Origin of the sequence: Rhodoferax mekongensis (assembly GCF_032191775.1) — a bacterium.
Taxonomy (GTDB): domain Bacteria; phylum Pseudomonadota; class Gammaproteobacteria; order Burkholderiales; family Burkholderiaceae_C; genus Allorhodoferax; species Allorhodoferax mekongensis.
In genome coordinates, this window is the sequence record NZ_CP132507.1 from 1819598 (window position 1) to 1835282 (window position 15685).

Here is a 15685-nt window from a genome sequence, read left to right on the forward strand (position 1 = left end):
CATCACCCATGACACGTTATTCCCGCATCACAGGCACCGGCAGCTATGTGCCTCCCCGTCGGCTGACCAACGCCGACCTGGCCGCTGAGTTGGCGGCCCAAGGGGTCGAAACATCGGACGAGTGGATTGTTGAGCGCACCGGTATCCGTGCCCGTCACTTCGTGGCAGACGGCGTGTACAGCAGTGACCTGGGTCTGGAGGCCTGTAAAAACGCATTGCAAGCGGCTGGCCTGCAAGCCTCTGACATCGACCTGATCATTGTTGCCACGTCCACTCCGGACATGGTGTTCCCCTCTACGGCTTGCATTCTTCAGAACAAGCTGGGGGCCAATGGCGGCGCTGCCTTTGATGTGCAGGCGGTGTGCAGTGGCTTTGTCTATGCTCTGACAGTGGCTGATGCCTTGATCCGCACGGGCTCTGCCAACAAGGCGCTGGTGGTGGGAGCTGAAGTGTTCTCCCGCTTGCTAGACTTTACCGACCGCACCACCTGCGTGCTGTTCGGCGATGGTGCGGGCGCAGTGGTGCTGGAAGCCTCTGATACGCCCGGCATTTTGGCCAGTGACCTGCATGCTGATGGCAAGCATGTCGGCATCTTGTGTGTCCCCGGCCACGTGTCCAACGGCCACATTCTGGGTGACCCTCTCTTGAAAATGGACGGCCAGGCGGTTTTCAAGCTCGCGGTGGGCGTGCTCGAAGACGCAGCGCGGGCCACGCTGGCCAAGGCCGGCAAAACAGAGGCGGATATTGACTGGCTGATTCCCCATCAGGCCAATATCCGCATCATGCAAAGCACGGCCAAAAAGCTGAAGTTGCCTATGGACAAGGTGGTCGTCACCGTGGACCAGCATGGCAATACCTCTGCAGCCTCCATCCCCTTGGCCTTGGACTCTGCGGTGCGGTCGGGTCGGGTTCAGCGAGGCCAGAACCTCATGCTTGAGGGCGTAGGCGGAGGCTTTACCTGGGGCGCTGTGCTCCTGACTTTGTAGCTGCTTGCGCAAACTCCACGGGCGCTAGCGCCTGTTTTGATGGTGAAATGATATGAAACCTTTTGCTTTTGTTTTTCCCGGACAGGGGTCTCAATCCGTAGGCATGCTGGATGCATGGGGTGACCATGCCATCGTGTCTGAAACTTTGAAGGAAGCTTCTGATGCCTTGGGCGAAGACGTTGCCAAGCTGATCCACGAAGGCCCCAAAGAGGCGCTGGCCCTCACGACCAACACGCAGCCGGTGATGTTGGTCGCCGCTGTGGCTGCCTATCGCGTCTGGATGGCGGAAACCGGCTTGGCGCCCCAAGCCGTGGCCGGGCATTCGCTGGGTGAATACTCGGCTTTGGTGGCTGCCGGTGCCTTGACACTGGCTCAAGCGGCGCCCTTGGTTCGCCTGCGTGCCCAAGCCATGCAAGAGGCGGTGCCCGTGGGAGTGGGCGCCATGGCAGCGATTCTTGGAATGGATGCTACTAAAGTGATAGCTGGCTGCGCAGAAGCAATGGCGGCTTTCGGCACTTCCGGTGCTGAAGTCGTCGAGGCGGTGAATTTCAATGACTCCGCACAGACCGTGATTGCCGGCAGTAAGGCAGCGGTGGACAAAGCCTGTGAGATTCTGAAAGCTGCGGGCGCCAAGCGCGCGCTGTTGCTGCCGGTGTCTGCGCCTTTCCACTCCAGCCTGATGAAGCCTGCTGCCGAAAAGCTCAAGGCGCGCCTGGAAGACATCGAGATCGCCACCCCGCAGATCGCCTTGATCAACAACATTGACGTGGCGATTGAGATGGATGCAGACCGTATCCGTGATGCGCTGTACCGTCAGGCCTTTGGCCCGGTGCGCTGGGTGGAGTGTGTGCAGGTCATCAAAGCCCGCGGTTTGTCCACTGTGGTGGAATGTGGCCCCGGCAAGGTACTGGCCGGCATGGTCAAGCGCATTGATGCCGAGATGACCGGGGCAGCCCTGTTTGACCCGGTTTCCTTGGAAGAAGTGAAAGGTTTGTTGGCATGAGCGAAATGAAATTTGAAGGCCAGGTGGCCTTGGTGACCGGCGCCTCGCGCGGCATTGGTGCTGCGATTGCGCTGGAACTGGCTCGCAAGGGTGTGAAGGTGATTGGCACCGCCACCTCGGATGCAGGTGCAGCCAAGATCCGCGAAGCACTGGCCGCTTTTCCCGGTTGCGACGGTCGTGCCTTGGATGTGACGGATGGCGCTGCCGGCGATGCCTTGGTGGATGCCATTGCCAAAGAGCAGGGCGGTTTGCACATTCTGGTGAACAACGCTGGCATTACCCGCGACACCTTGGCCATGCGCATGAAGGATGATGACTGGGATGCCGTAGTGGACACCAACCTGAAGGGCGTGTTCCGCATGAGCCGGTCCGTGCTACGGACCATGATGAAGCAGCGCTACGGTCGCATCATCAACATCACCTCGGTGGTGGGTGCGTCCGGCAACCCCGGCCAAGCCAACTACGCGGCCGCCAAGGCAGGCGTTGCGGGCATGACCCGTGCGCTGGCCCGCGAACTGGGTTCCCGCAACATCACTGTGAACTGCGTGGCTCCGGGCTTCATTGAGACCGACATGACGGCCGGGCTGCCCGAAGAGCAGCAAAAGGCCTTGCTGGGCCAGATTCCCCTGGGGCATCTAGGCAAGCCTGCTGATATTGCACATGCGGTTTGCTACCTGGCTTCGCCTCAGGCGGGCTATGTGACAGGGCAGGAGATGCACGTCAACGGCGGCATGTACATGTAAGAAAAAAAACCGCCGAAGTGTCCGAACGGCGGCCCGGTTAGAGACAAGTCTCTAGGGCGGGTAAAATCTCGGATTCTTTTACAACCCTCAGAGGGAACCCATGAGCGATATCGAAGTCCGTGTCAAAAAAATCATTGCTGAACAACTCGGCGTTGAAGAGTCTCAAGTCACCAACGAAAAGTCCTTTGTGGCTGATCTGGGTGCCGACTCCCTGGACACAGTGGAACTGGTGATGGCTTTGGAAGACGAGTTCGGAATTGAAATTCCTGACGAAGACGCAGAAAAGATCACTACCGTGCAAAACGCGATCGACTACGCGAACACTCACAAAAAGGCCTGATAGGCCTCTGCGGTGCCGCACAGGCTCCGCGCCCCCGGACCGGAACCGCAGGATCTGCATGCCTGATGGTGTCCGGCCGGTTCTCTTGAATTCTCTTGTATCGCCCAAAGGCGGTATTTCTTTGACGAACTGCTGAATCCAGATTTCTATGTCCCGTCGTCGCGTTGTTGTTACCGGTTTAGGTTGTATCAGTCCCGTTGGAAATACGGTGACCGAAGCTTGGTCGAATCTGCTTGCCGGCAAGTCCGGAATTGACGTGATATCCAAGTTCGACGCATCCGCGTTCGCCTGCAAGATTGCGGGTGAGGTCCGTAACTTTGACTTGGAGTCCTACATCAACTCCAAAGAAGCGCGGACGATGGACACATTCATTCACTACGGCATTGCGGCTGCAGTGCAAGCGGTGAAAGACTCAGGCCTGAAGACCAATGACGAATTGGGTGAGGAAGAGGCTACCCGTATCGGTTGCGTAATCGGTTCCGGCATAGGCGGTTTGCCGATGATTGAAAACACCCACACTGAGTACACCAACCGCGGTCCGCGCCGGATTTCTCCGTTTTTTGTGCCTGCGTCCATCATCAACATGACGGCAGGACATGTATCCATGCGTTACGGCTTCAAGGGCCCGAATATCGCGATCGTGACGGCCTGCACTACCGGGCTGCACTGTATTGGTGAAGCGGGCCGCATGATTGAGTATGGTGATGCAGACGTCATGATTGCCGGTGGCTCGGAAGCGACCGTTTCTCCGTTGGGTATTGGCGGCTTTGCCGCCATGCGTGCCCTGAGCACTCGCAACGATGACCCCGCCACTGCATCCCGTCCTTGGGATAAAGACCGAGATGGTTTTGTGTTGGGTGAAGGTGGCGGTGTGATGGTGCTGGAAGAGTATGAACACGCCAAGGCGCGTGGCGCCAAAATCTACGCTGAGTTGGCCGGTTTTGGCATGAGTGCTGATGCAGGCCACATGACTGCCCCCAATATGGATGGTCCGCGCCGTGCGATGTTGAGTGCCATGCGCAATGCCGGTGTCAATGCAGACCAGGTGGACTATCTGAATGCACATGGTACTTCCACGCCCTTGGGTGACGTGAATGAAAGCAATGCCATCAAGGCAGCGTTGGGCGATCACGCCAAAAATGTGGTGGTCAACTCCACCAAGTCCATGACCGGTCACTTATTGGGCGGTGCAGGAGGCTTGGAATCGGTGTTTACCGTGCTGGCTTTGCATCACCAAAAGAGCCCGCCCACCATCAATATCTTCAACCAGGACCCGGAGTGTGACCTGGACTATTGCGCCAATACGGCGCGCGACATGAAGATCGATGTGGCCGTGAAAAACAATTTCGGCTTTGGTGGAACCAACGGCACGCTGGTGTTCAAGCGCGTTTGAATCTCACGGCGGCACGCTGAGGCACGATGCAACGCCCCCCAGCGACCAGTTGGCACATAGACCGCTCGCACCGTGTGGGACGCATCCTTACGGCGCTGTCCTTCACGTTTGCAGGTGTTCCGCTGTATGGCTGGCACACGGGTATGCCGGGGATGAGTGTCTTGCTATTGGCGCTTCTTTGGTCCGTTGTGTCGGCTTGGCTTGTTGCTTACTGGCGCAATATGCCCCAAGGGCGATTGCGCTGGGACGGGGACGCCTGGCATTGGTCTGGGGTGTCACAGCCCTTGAAAGCGGTGGCCATTCAATATGATTTCCAGACCTCGTTGTGGCTATTGCTGGTTCCTGCCACCGGTAGGAGCTTTGGAGTGTGGATGGATGCTGATCCTCTGAATATGGTGCAGTGGCGCTCTATGCGCCGGGCACTTGTGGGGGTAAGCGCTTTCCGTGCGGACACGGACAGCCCCCTTGAAGTCAACCAGCGGGTCTCAAGATGACCGACCCACTGGAAAAGGCCGTGGATGCTGATTGGCCCTTGGTTGAGCGAACGATTGCCGGCGATCAGCGGGCCTACGGCCTCTTGGTTCTCAAATACCAGCGACGGGTTCAGCGACTTATAGGCCGAATGGTCCGTGATGTGGATCTGGTCGAAGACATCACCCAAGAGACTTTCATTCGGGCGTACCGGGCTTTGCACCAATTCCGGGGCGATGCGCAGTTTTATACCTGGCTGTATCGCATTGCGGTAAACACCGCCAAAAAAGCACTTTTGGAATTGAAGCGGGACAGAACTGTTTCTGAGTCTTTTTTCGCTCGGGATGAGGAAGATGAAACTTCTGTGCGCCAGAGCGAACCAAGCAGTGACGAAACGCCTGAATCGGTGTTGGCTGCCAAAGAGATCGCTGGTGTTGTCAACAGCGCGATGGATGAACTGCCTGAAGAATTGCGCCAAGCAGTGGTGCTCCGGGAAATTGAGGGGTTGAGTTATGAGGAAATTTCTCTGGCTATGGCTTGTCCGATAGGGACTGTACGCTCGCGGATTTTCCGTGCACGAGAGGCGATATCGGCCAAGGTGAAACCACTTCTGGATAAGCAAACAGGCAAGCGTTGGTAAGGACATGGGTATGGAACACAACACATCGCTGACTTTGCAAGAGCAAATTGCGGCGCTTGCAGACGGGGAATTGCAGGCGGACAAGATGGGCTCTTTGCTGGACGCCATGGAGGCTGAACCTGCCAGCTATGAGGCATGGGCCGTGCATCACGCTGTGGCGGCTTCTGTCCGGGGCGAGCGGGTTGAAGCCCCTTCCGGGGATTTGGCTTTTTGGCAATCTCTGCAGAAGCGCTTGGCTCAAGAAACTGATGTGCCGGTTATCCACAATGAGATGCAGGTGCCAAACCGGGTAATCGTTGCAAGTTCGGCATCCAATGCATCATTCTGGAGAGTCCGGGCGTTGGCCTCGTTCGCCATGGTGTTGGCAGTAGGAGGACTTGCTGCGGTCCTGTGGCCTCAGGGCGATTCCTCTGAATCATTTGCCCGGAACGGTACACCCTTGGTACCGGTAGCAACCGAAGTGGCTACTGCTGACGGGCGTGTGATGTTGCGTAACCCGGAGCTCGATGCATTGATGGCAGCCCACCAGCAAATGGGGGGGCATTCCGCATGGCAAGCGCCATCAGGATTTTTGCGCAACGCAACTTATGAAAGCCCCGGCCGGTGATGGAAATCCGAACGGCTTCTGTTGCCAAGGCATTGCTTTGCTCCGCCTTGATGATCCTGTCCTTTATGCCTGCGTTGGCAGTGGCCGAGGAGTCCTCGGTGAGCGCCTGGCTCATGCGTCTGCATGAGGCATCCCGCCACCGCACCTACACAGGGACTTTTGTTGTGTCTGCCGGGACACAGATGGCGAGTGCCAAAATTTGGCATGTGTGTGACGGGGATCAGCAGTTAGAGCGGATCGAGTCGCTGAGCGGCACTCCTCGTTCTACTTTCCGGAAAAATTCGGAGGTATTGACGCTGTACCCCACAGCCAAGGTCGGTATTGCGGAAACCCGGGATGCATTTGGATTGTTTCCCGGACTTTTGAAGTCGCAAAGCGCAGTACTGGATGAGTTTTATCAGCTCAAGGTTTTGGCCTCTGACCGGGTGGCCGGGCTGGAAGCTGATGTGGTCCAGATCACGCCCAAGGACAGTATGCGCTACGGGTACCGTGTCTGGAGTGAGAAGAAGTCCGGTTTGGTTGTTCAACTGCAGACCTTGGATGTGGACGGAAGGACTTTGGAGCAGTCTGCCTTCTCTGAATTGCAGCTGGATGCTCCGGTAAATGCGGCGAAGTTGAGCCAGTTGATGAGCCAGACAGAGGGATACAGACTGGAGCGTCGCACGACCGAAAAGACGACAGCGGCAGCCCAGGGCTGGGCCATGTCCAGCATGGTGCCGGGCTTCAAGTCCGCTGGCTGTTACACCCGCCCGGTGGCACTGTTGGCAGGTGCTTCGGGAAAAGCTGAGAGCACCATGCAATGGATGTTCTCGGACGGCTTGGCAACCGTATCTCTTTTTGTGGAGCGATTCGATCCGGCACGCCATACGCAGGCGGGCGTAGCAGACTTGGGGGGGCTACACGTACCCAAACCCGCAAATCCGGAGCTTGGTGGATCACCGGCGTTGGTGAAGTGCCCGCCGCCACCTTAGCCACTTTTGTTCAAGCACTTGAACGCAAAAAATAAGTCGCCATATCGATATTTTTCGGGGGATGAAGACGATGACTGCTTGGATTTCCAGCGCACGACGCTTTTGTTTGGCAGGCCTCATGGCTGTATCTGCCGCCGCATTGTTTCCGACGGGTGTGGCCCATGCGCAAGCACGCGCGTTGCCGGACTTTACCGATCTGGTGGATCAGGTGGGCCCCTCGGTGGTCAACATCCGCACGCTGGAGAAAGTCAGCAGCCGTGCCCAGCAGGGTGGGCCTGGTGAGGAAGAGATGCTGGAGTTCTTCAAGCGATTCGGCTTGCCGATTCCCAATTTGCCCAAACAGGCACCGCGGCAGAACCGTCCCCAACAGCAGGAAGAGGAGCAACCGCGCGGTGTAGGTTCCGGATTTATCCTGACTTCGGACGGTGTCATCATGACGAACGCCCACGTTGTCGAAGGCGCAGATGAAGTGCTGGTGACTTTGACGGACAAGCGAGAATTCAAAGCCAAGATCCTGGGTGCTGACAAGCGGTCGGATGTTGCGGTCGTCAAGATCGAGGCGAGTGGGTTGCCCGCGGTGAAGGTAGGTGACGTCAACCGCCTGCGTGTCGGGGAGTGGGTAATGGCCATTGGTTCCCCATTTGGTCTGGAAAATACGGTGACTGCGGGTATCGTCAGTGCCAAACAGCGGGACACGGGTGATTTCTTGCCCTTTATCCAAACGGATGTTGCTATCAACCCCGGAAATTCCGGTGGGCCCTTGATCAACATGCGCGGGGAAGTGGTCGGCATCAACAGCCAGATTTACTCTCGTTCGGGCGGATTCATGGGTATTTCGTTTTCGATCCCCATGGATGAAGCAGTCCGGGTGAGTGACCAATTGCGAGCAACCGGTCGTGTCTCACGTGGGCGCATCGGCGTGCAGATTGATCAGGTCACCAAGGATGTGGCGGAGTCCATTGGCCTCGGAAAGCCGACCGGTGCTTTGGTGCGCGGGGTGGAGGCAGGTTCTCCGGCCGAAAAGGCCGGTGTGGAAGCCGGAGACATCATCACGCGCTTTGATGGCAAGGTGATTGAGAAATCCAGTGACCTGCCACGCATTGTGGGCGGTACGAAGCCCGGTACGAAAAGCACGGTGACGGTATTCCGTCGGGGCGGAAGCAAAGATTTGCAGGTCGTGATCGCCGAGATTGAGGCGGACAAGCCAGTCGCCAAAGCAAACAGCAAGGACGACAAGCCCAATGCGTCCACCGCGGCCCAAGTATTTGGATTGGCAGTGGCTCCTTTGACGGAAGCCCAGCGCAAAGAGGCGGGCGTTCGTGGCGGTGTTCGCATTGAGGGCGCAACAGATGCTGCCGCGCGTGCGGGGTTGCGAGAGGGTGACATCATCCTGCAGGTTGCCAACGTCGAAGTCCTGAACGTGAAGGAATTTGACGCAGTGATTGCAAAACACGACAAGTCCAAGCCGCTGAACGTACTGTTCCGGCGCGGAGACTGGACACAGTACGCGGTGATTCGGGCCAATCGCTGAGGAGTCATCAACCCTAAATCAGAGCAGGTTGTAGGGTTGTTGGGCCTTTGATGGCTCGTGGTGTTGCTTTCGTTTCAGGTTCCTTGCCTTGATGATGGTGTTAAATCAACAGGGTAAATTTAATGTGCTGGTTAGAATAGACGGATTCTTTGGTGCAAAGAAGATATATAGATCTTGCGATAATCCATGATGTGGGACGTCGTTGAATGCCCCACAGACACTCCACAGCTCGCCCACATGTTGTTCAGTTAGTAATTGGATGATTTGTGGATAAGTTGTGGGTAATATTGATGTTGCCATGATGCAACGTCCCCTGAACCGGGATTTTTGGACTGTGCTCTCTGGACTTTTTGCCTACAATGAGCTTCCAACTATCGCAGTTGCCAATAGATTGTTGGTTCAGGGCGCGTCCTCACTCGACGCGCCCTTTTTTCATGGCTGTTCCTTTTAATTCAATTACTTGAAGCTCGTCGTTGATGAATCACATCCGAAATTTTTCGATCATTGCCCACATTGACCATGGCAAATCCACGCTGGCAGATCGCTTGATTCAGCGTTGCGGCGGGCTGGAAGCGCGTGAGATGGAGGCGCAGGTGCTGGATTCGATGGACATCGAGAAAGAGCGTGGGATAACCATCAAGGCGCAGACCGCTGCTTTGCAATACAAGGCCAAGGACGGAAAGGTCTACAACCTGAATTTGATTGACACGCCCGGTCACGTGGACTTCTCTTACGAAGTGTCCCGCTCGCTCTCCGCGTGTGAAGGTGCGTTGCTCGTAGTCGATGCCTCCCAGGGCGTAGAAGCGCAAACCGTAGCCAACTGCTACACCGCCTTGGATCTTGATGTGGAGGTGTTGCCGGTCTTGAACAAGATCGACTTGCCGAATGCGGACCCCGACAATGCCCGCAGCGAAATTGAAGATGTGATTGGCATTGATGCGACCGATGCCATCGTGTGTTCGGCCAAAACCGGCTTGGGCATTGACGACATTCTGGAAGCCATTGTGGCCAAGATCCCTTCACCCAAGGGCAATCCTGAAGCCCCATTGCGCGCCATGATCATCGACAGCTGGTACGACAGCTTCGTGGGTGTGGTGATGTTGGTGCGCGTGGTGGATGGCCGCTTGGGCAAGGGTGAACGTATCAAGATGATGGCGTCCGGTGCGACCTACAACGCGGACAATTTGGGTGTGTTTACCCCTGCGAACCAGCCACGCACTTCGCTGGAGGCCGGAGAGGTGGGGTACATCATTGCCGGGATCAAGGAACTGCAGGCCGCCAAGGTGGGCGATACGGTGACCTTGGTGAAGCCCGGCACGGGTGGTGCCGCCCTGACCGCCACAGAGCCATTGCCCGGCTTCAAGGAAATTCAGCCGCAGGTGTTTGCCGGTCTGTACCCGACCGAAGCGAGTGAATACGACTCCTTGCGGGACGCGTTGGAAAAGCTCAAACTCAATGACGCCTCCTTGCATTACGAGCCAGAGGTGTCGCAAGCGCTGGGCTTCGGATTCCGTTGCGGATTTCTGGGCCTGTTGCACATGGAGATCGTCCAGGAACGCCTGGAGCGCGAGTTTGATCAGGACTTGATCACCACTGCCCCGAGCGTGGTGTACGAAGTGGTCAAGAGCGATGGCGAAGTGGTCATGGTGGAGAACCCCTCCAAGATGCCAGAGATCGGCAAGACGGCCGAAATCCGCGAGCCCATCGTCACGGTGCACCTCTACATGCCCCAAGAGTACGTGGGCGTGGTCATGACCCTGGCCAACCAGAAGCGTGGCGTGCAGATGAATATGGCCTACAAAGGCCGCCAAGTGGTACTGACGTATGAAATGCCGCTGGGTGAAATCGTGCTGGACTTCTTTGACAAGCTCAAGAGCGTGAGTCGCGGATACGCGTCCATGGACTATGAGTTCAAAGAGTTCCGGGCCTCCGACGTCGTCAAGGTGGACATCCTCCTGAACGGAGAGAAGGTGGATGCCTTGTCCATCATCGTGCACCGTAGCCAATCTGCCTACCGGGGGCGTGCGGTGGTTGGCAAGATGCGTGAAATCATCTCCCGCCAAATGTACGACGTAGCGATTCAGGCGGCCATTGGCGCCAACATTATTGCGCGTGAGACAATCAAAGCGCTGCGGAAGAACGTGCTGGCCAAGTGCTACGGCGGTGACATCTCGCGCAAGCGCAAACTGCTGGAAAAGCAAAAAGCCGGTAAAAAGCGCATGAAACAAATCGGGTCGGTGGAGGTTCCCCAGGAAGCCTTCCTCGCCATTCTCCAAGTGGAAGATTAATGCAAGCATTTACAGCAGCCGTTCTTGCGGCCTTCGTTGCCTACGGCGCATCCTGGTATTTCGGTCTGGTCGATGGCAACTTCGCGTTGCTGCTGTTCCTGGCCAGTGTGGTCACCGGTGCTTATTGGCTTGCCGAACGCTTTTACTTCTTGCCACAGCGACAACGCGCAGTCGCCGAGTTGGAGGCCCAAGATGCCAAACGGCGGGAAGGCCTGGCCCAAATGGGTATCACCCAGGTGGATGGGGACATCCAGGAAGCCAAAGTCAAACTGCTGATGCAGCCTTGGTGGCTGGACTGGACGGCCGGTCTGTTCCCGGTGATCATCGTGGTGTTTCTATTGCGCTCGTTTTTGTTTGAGCCCTTCAAGATACCGTCAGGCTCCATGATTCCTACCTTGCTGGTGGGTGACTTGATTCTGGTGAACAAATTTACCTACGGGGTGCGATTGCCGGTCGTCAACACCAAAATCACCGAGGGCAACAAGCCCCAACGCGGGGATGTGATGGTGTTTCGTTACCCCCCAAAGCCCAGCTTGGATTACATCAAGCGGGTGGTGGGTGTGCCGGGTGATACTGTGGCCTACCTGAACAAGCGACTCACGATCAATGGCAAGCCACTGGAAACCAACGCATTGCCGGACTTCTTTGATGAAGATGCGAGCCAGTACTTCAAGCAGTTTGAAGAGACTTTGGGCGACAAGCCTCACCGGTTGTTGAATGACGCGCGCAGGCCCGCCTTTGTGGCCGGGGTTGAAAAGTTTGAAGGCATGGAGAATTGCAACTACACCGTGGAAGGTGTCACCTGCAAAGTGCCGGAAGGCCACTACTTCATGATGGGCGACAATCGCGACAATTCGCTGGATTCACGCTATTGGGGCTTTGTCCCTGACAAAAATATCGTGGGCAAGGCTTTTTTTGTGTGGATGAACTTTACCAATCTCAAGCGGATTGGCGGGTTTAACTGAATCTTTATCGACCTTGAGTCTCGGGAGTCACAACATGCACAGTAAATCCAAACAACGCGGCATCTCTTTCATTGGCCTTCTCTTTGTAGGCGGCATTCTGGCTATGACGGGGGTCATTGCTGCTCAAGCATTTCCGACGGTGATCGAATACATGGCGATCGAAAAGGCCGCACAACGCGCATCCGCTGGCCAATCGGTGGTGGAGGTACGTGCGATTTTCGACAAACAGGCTGAAGTTGACACTATCAAGTCCATCACAGGCAAGGACCTCGAAGTGAGCAAGGAAGGCGACAAAGTCGTCGTGGCGTTTGCGTACCAACGTGAAATCCACCTTGCCGGTCCCGCTTTCCTGACCCTTAAATACGCTGGACGATCCAAATAAGTGACAGATGGTTTGATCGCGCTGCAGCAACGGCTGCAGCACCAGTTTTCGAATGTTTCCCTGCTGGCGCGGGCGTTGACCCACCGCAGCTTCTCTGCTGACCACTACGAACGCCTGGAGTTTCTGGGCGATTCCGTTTTGGGCTTGGCCATTTCCGATCTCTTGTATGCGCGCTTGGGGACCTTGCCCGAAGGGGATTTGTCCCGGGTGCGGGCCAACCTGGTCCGGCAGGAGACGCTGCACCAGTTGGCACTCAAATTAGGTTTGCCCGACGTGCTCAAGCTGGGGGAGGGCGAAATGCGCTCGGGTGGCCCGAAGCGTGCCTCCATCCTGGCTGACGCCTTGGAGGCCATCATCGGTGCCGTCTATCTGGATGCGGGTTTTGCCAAGGCCCAAGCCCTGGTGCAGCGCCTGTTTGAAGCTGTGGAAATCAACCCGCAGATGCAGGCCATCGGCAAAGATGCCAAGACCGAGTTGCAGGAGTGGCTGCAGGGCCGCAAAATGAAACTGCCAATCTACACCGTGGTGGGCACGATAGGTGCGGCGCATAAACAAAGTTTTGACGTGGAGTGCGAGGTGCCCGAACTGCGCTTGTCGGAACGCGGCATAGGCGGTTCCCGCCGTGCCGGAGAGCAAGCAGCGGCAGCAGCCATGCTGCAAACCATCAAAGCAAAGGTCAAATCATGAATGCTCCTAAAAAAGTAGCTGCTCGCGCAGATTCCACGGGCGCGAAGGGGCAAAAAGAGTCTCAAGCGCCAGCGGCGGTTGAGGTCCAGGACGACCTGGATGCCATGCTGGAAGGTTTGCTCAAGAGCACGCCGAAACTGGCAGTCCCCGGCACCGATGGTGCGGGCCAACGATGCGGCTTGGTCGCCATTGTGGGCAAGCCCAATGTGGGTAAATCCACCCTGCTCAACGCATTGGTGGGGCAGAAGATCAGCATCACCTCGCGCAAGGCGCAAACCACACGACACCGAATCACCGGCATGCGCACCGAAGGGCAAACCCAGTTTGTGTTCGTGGACACCCCCGGCTTCCAGACTATCCACGGCAACGCATTGAACAAATCCCTGAACAAGGCCGTGCAGGGTGCTGTGTCGGATGTGGACCTGGTGTTGTTTGTGGTGGAGGCCGGCAGCTTTACCTCGGCCGATGAAAAAGTGTTGAAGTTGTTAGGTGACGGCATTCCTGTGGTGTTGGTGGCCAACAAACTGGACAACGTGAAGGAGCGCGCCGGCTTGGCGCCCTGGCTGCAAGCCATGCAGGCCCGCGCCCGATTCACCGAGATGATCCCCCTGTCAGCCAAAAACGCCAAGGACATTGAGCGCCTGCTGGGCATTTGCGAGAAGTTCTTGCCCGAACAGGCCTGGTGGTACTCGGAAGACGAGCTGACCGACCGCAGCGAGAAATTTCTGGCCAGTGAGTTGGTCCGCGAAAAGTTGTTCCGCCTGACCGGTGACGAGCTGCCCTATACCTCCACGGTGGTGATCGACAAGTTCGAAGAAGAGCCGCCCCAGAAAAAGGGCCAGAAGCGCCTGTTGCGCATCGCCGCCACCATTGTGGTGGAGCGCGATGGTCACAAGGCCATGGTGATCGGCGACAAGGGCGAGCGCATCAAGCGCATTGGCATGGAAACCCGTGTGGAACTCGAAAAACTGGCAGATGCCAAGGTGTTTCTGGAGCTGTGGGTGAAAGTGCGTTCCGGCTGGGCCGACGACGAAGCGCGCGTGCGCAGCTTCGGTTATGAATGAGCACACCCCCCGGCTTGCTCGCTTCGCGTAGCCGCTTTCCCCCTTGCAGGGGGCAACGCCAGCGGCCTGGCAGAGCCAGCTCCGCGGCGTTTGCTGGTAACAAGACACGCTGATCCATGGCGACCAAGCGGATTGCTGACGAGCCGGCGTTTGTATTGCATCGCTACGACTGGAGCGAGAGCAGCCTGATTCTGGAGGTGTTCACCCGACACTACGGCCGGGTTGCCCTGGTGGCCAAGGGGGCGAAGAAGCCCACCTCCAGCTTCCGCCCCATCCTCTTGCCGCTCCAGCCTTTGAGCTTGGCTTTTGGAGGCGATGCCGAGATCCGTACTTTGCGCAGCGCGGAGTGGCAGGGCGGTCATGTGATGCCGACCGGGGATGCGCTACTGTCCGGCTACTACCTCAATGAGTTGCTGATCACCTTGCTGGCGCGTGACGACCCGCACGCCGAACTTTTCGACATCTACGCCCAAGTGGTTCGGGTCATTGCCAGTGAGCACGGCGAAGTGTTGCAGGCGGCGCTGCGCACGTTCGAGCTACTTTTGTTGCGTGAAGTGGGTTTCTTGCCACAGCTTGATGCACAAACCATGACTCTCGCGCCTTTGCAGGCCGATGTACGCTACGTGCTGGTTCCTGAGGGCGGTTTACGACAAGCCGGACCTGACGACCGCGCGGGCCTCTCGGGCAGCCAGTGGGTGACATTGCAAGACGCGATTGCAGACCATGCCCCCTTCACCACCACGCTACGGGCCTGCGCGGAGGTGATGTCGGAGCTCAAACCCCAGTTGCGGGCGCTGCTGCACTACCATTGCGGCGTCAAGACGCTGCGCACGCGGCAGATGATGATTGATATTCAAAACCTATGAAAACCCATCTCTCCGTCAACCTGAACAAAGTGGCACTGGTACGCAACACCCGCCACCTCGGCATTCCCAGCGTCACCCGCGCAGCGACTTTGTGCCTGGAAGCGGGCGCAGCCGGCATCACGGTGCACCCACGCCCTGATGCGCGCCACATCCGCGCACAAGATGTGTTGGACTTGGCGGAGCTGCTCAAAGCCTGGCCGGATCGCGAATTCAACGTGGAGGGCAACCCGTTTCACAACCTGATGGACTGTGTGCGCGATCTGCGCCAGCGCGGCTTGCCGGTGCACCAAGTGACCTTTGTGCCCGACTCGGAAGGCCAGTTCACCAGTGATCACGGCTGGAGCTTTCCCGCGGATGCCGAGCGCTTGAAGCCCTTGATTGCCGAAGCCCACGCCCTGAACCTGCGCGTCAGCCTGTTCATGGACGCAGACCCCACGGCCATGGCGGCTGCCAAGGAGGTGGGCGCAGACCGCATTGAGCTATACACCGAGCCATTCGCCGCCGCCTGGGGCACCGCGGATCAGCAAGCGCAATTGGATCGTTTCGCCGCTGCCGCCCAAGCCGCATTGGACGCAGGACTGGGCGTCAATGCTGGCCACGATTTGAACCGTGACAACCTTGCTGCGTTTGCGCAGCAAGTGCCGGGATTGCAAGAAGTGTCCATTGGCCATGCTTTGATTGCCGACGCGCTGGAGCTGGGCTACACCGCCACTATCCAGGCCTATCTGGCCTGCCTTGGGCAATAAAG

General features: G+C 57.5%; 16 protein-coding genes. All 16 read left to right on the forward strand.

Annotated elements, in window-relative coordinates; translation table 11 throughout:
* Positions 1-8 precede the first annotated feature (8 nt).
* Positions 9-986: a beta-ketoacyl-ACP synthase III gene (locus RAN89_RS08830; RefSeq protein ID WP_313869211.1), complete on the forward strand. Its 978-nt coding sequence runs from the start codon at positions 9-11 to the stop codon at positions 984-986.
* A gap of 52 nt (positions 987-1038) precedes the next feature.
* Positions 1039-1989 (forward strand): ACP S-malonyltransferase, encoded by a 951-nt coding sequence (gene fabD, locus RAN89_RS08835; protein WP_313869212.1) that lies wholly within the window; start codon positions 1039-1041, stop codon positions 1987-1989.
* On the forward strand, positions 1986-2732 hold the full coding sequence (gene fabG, locus RAN89_RS08840) for a 3-oxoacyl-ACP reductase FabG (RefSeq protein ID WP_313869213.1): 747 nt from the start codon (positions 1986-1988) through the stop codon (positions 2730-2732). The genes fabD and fabG overlap by 4 nt, the downstream gene beginning before the upstream one ends.
* A gap of 100 nt (positions 2733-2832) precedes the next feature.
* Positions 2833-3072 (forward strand): acyl carrier protein, encoded by a 240-nt coding sequence (gene acpP, locus RAN89_RS08845; protein WP_313869214.1) that lies wholly within the window; start codon positions 2833-2835, stop codon positions 3070-3072.
* 148 nt (positions 3073-3220) lie between these two features.
* Positions 3221-4465, forward strand: a complete 1245-nt coding sequence (fabF, locus tag RAN89_RS08850) for a beta-ketoacyl-ACP synthase II (RefSeq protein WP_313869215.1) — start codon at positions 3221-3223, stop codon at positions 4463-4465.
* Positions 4466-4955: 490 nt separating this feature from the next.
* Positions 4956-5576, forward strand: a complete 621-nt coding sequence (locus tag RAN89_RS08855; protein WP_313869216.1) for a sigma-70 family RNA polymerase sigma factor — start codon at positions 4956-4958, stop codon at positions 5574-5576.
* A gap of 10 nt (positions 5577-5586) precedes the next feature.
* Positions 5587-6183, forward strand: a complete 597-nt coding sequence (locus RAN89_RS08860) for an RseA family anti-sigma factor (RefSeq protein ID WP_313869217.1) — start codon at positions 5587-5589, stop codon at positions 6181-6183.
* Complete coding sequence (locus RAN89_RS08865) at positions 6183-7154, forward strand: MucB/RseB C-terminal domain-containing protein (protein WP_313869218.1); 972 nt, start codon at positions 6183-6185, stop codon at positions 7152-7154. Before RAN89_RS08860 ends, RAN89_RS08865 begins: the two co-directional genes overlap by 1 nt.
* Before the next feature lie 118 nt (positions 7155-7272).
* Positions 7273-8685, forward strand: a complete 1413-nt coding sequence (locus RAN89_RS08870) for a DegQ family serine endoprotease (protein WP_313869219.1) — start codon at positions 7273-7275, stop codon at positions 8683-8685.
* Positions 8686-9161: 476 nt separating this feature from the next.
* Positions 9162-10973 carry a translation elongation factor 4 gene (lepA, locus tag RAN89_RS08875; protein ID WP_313869220.1) on the forward strand — a complete coding sequence of 604 codons (1812 nt, stop codon included), beginning with the start codon at positions 9162-9164 and terminating at the stop codon, positions 10971-10973.
* The gene (gene lepB, locus RAN89_RS08880) at positions 10973-11938 is read left to right on the forward strand and encodes a signal peptidase I (protein WP_313869221.1); all 966 of its coding nucleotides are present in this window, start codon (positions 10973-10975) and stop codon (positions 11936-11938) included. The genes lepA and lepB overlap by 1 nt, the downstream gene beginning before the upstream one ends.
* 34 nt (positions 11939-11972) lie before the next feature.
* Positions 11973-12320: a DUF4845 domain-containing protein gene (locus tag RAN89_RS08885; RefSeq protein ID WP_313869222.1), complete on the forward strand. Its 348-nt coding sequence runs from the start codon at positions 11973-11975 to the stop codon at positions 12318-12320.
* Positions 12321-13007 (forward strand): ribonuclease III, encoded by a 687-nt coding sequence (gene rnc / locus RAN89_RS08890; RefSeq protein ID WP_313869223.1) that lies wholly within the window; start codon positions 12321-12323, stop codon positions 13005-13007. It abuts the gene before it with no gap.
* A 104-nt stretch (positions 13008-13111) separates the two neighbouring features.
* Entirely contained in the window at positions 13112-14071 is a 960-nt protein-coding gene (gene era, locus RAN89_RS08895; protein WP_313869368.1) for a GTPase Era, read from the forward strand.
* 116 nt (positions 14072-14187) lie between these two features.
* A complete protein-coding gene (gene recO, locus RAN89_RS08900) occupies positions 14188-14937 on the forward strand; it encodes a DNA repair protein RecO (RefSeq protein ID WP_313869224.1) in 750 nt (249 codons plus the stop codon).
* Positions 14934-15683: a pyridoxine 5'-phosphate synthase gene (locus RAN89_RS08905; protein ID WP_313869225.1), complete on the forward strand. Its 750-nt coding sequence runs from the start codon at positions 14934-14936 to the stop codon at positions 15681-15683. Before recO ends, RAN89_RS08905 begins: the two co-directional genes overlap by 4 nt.
* Positions 15684-15685 lie beyond the last annotated feature (2 nt).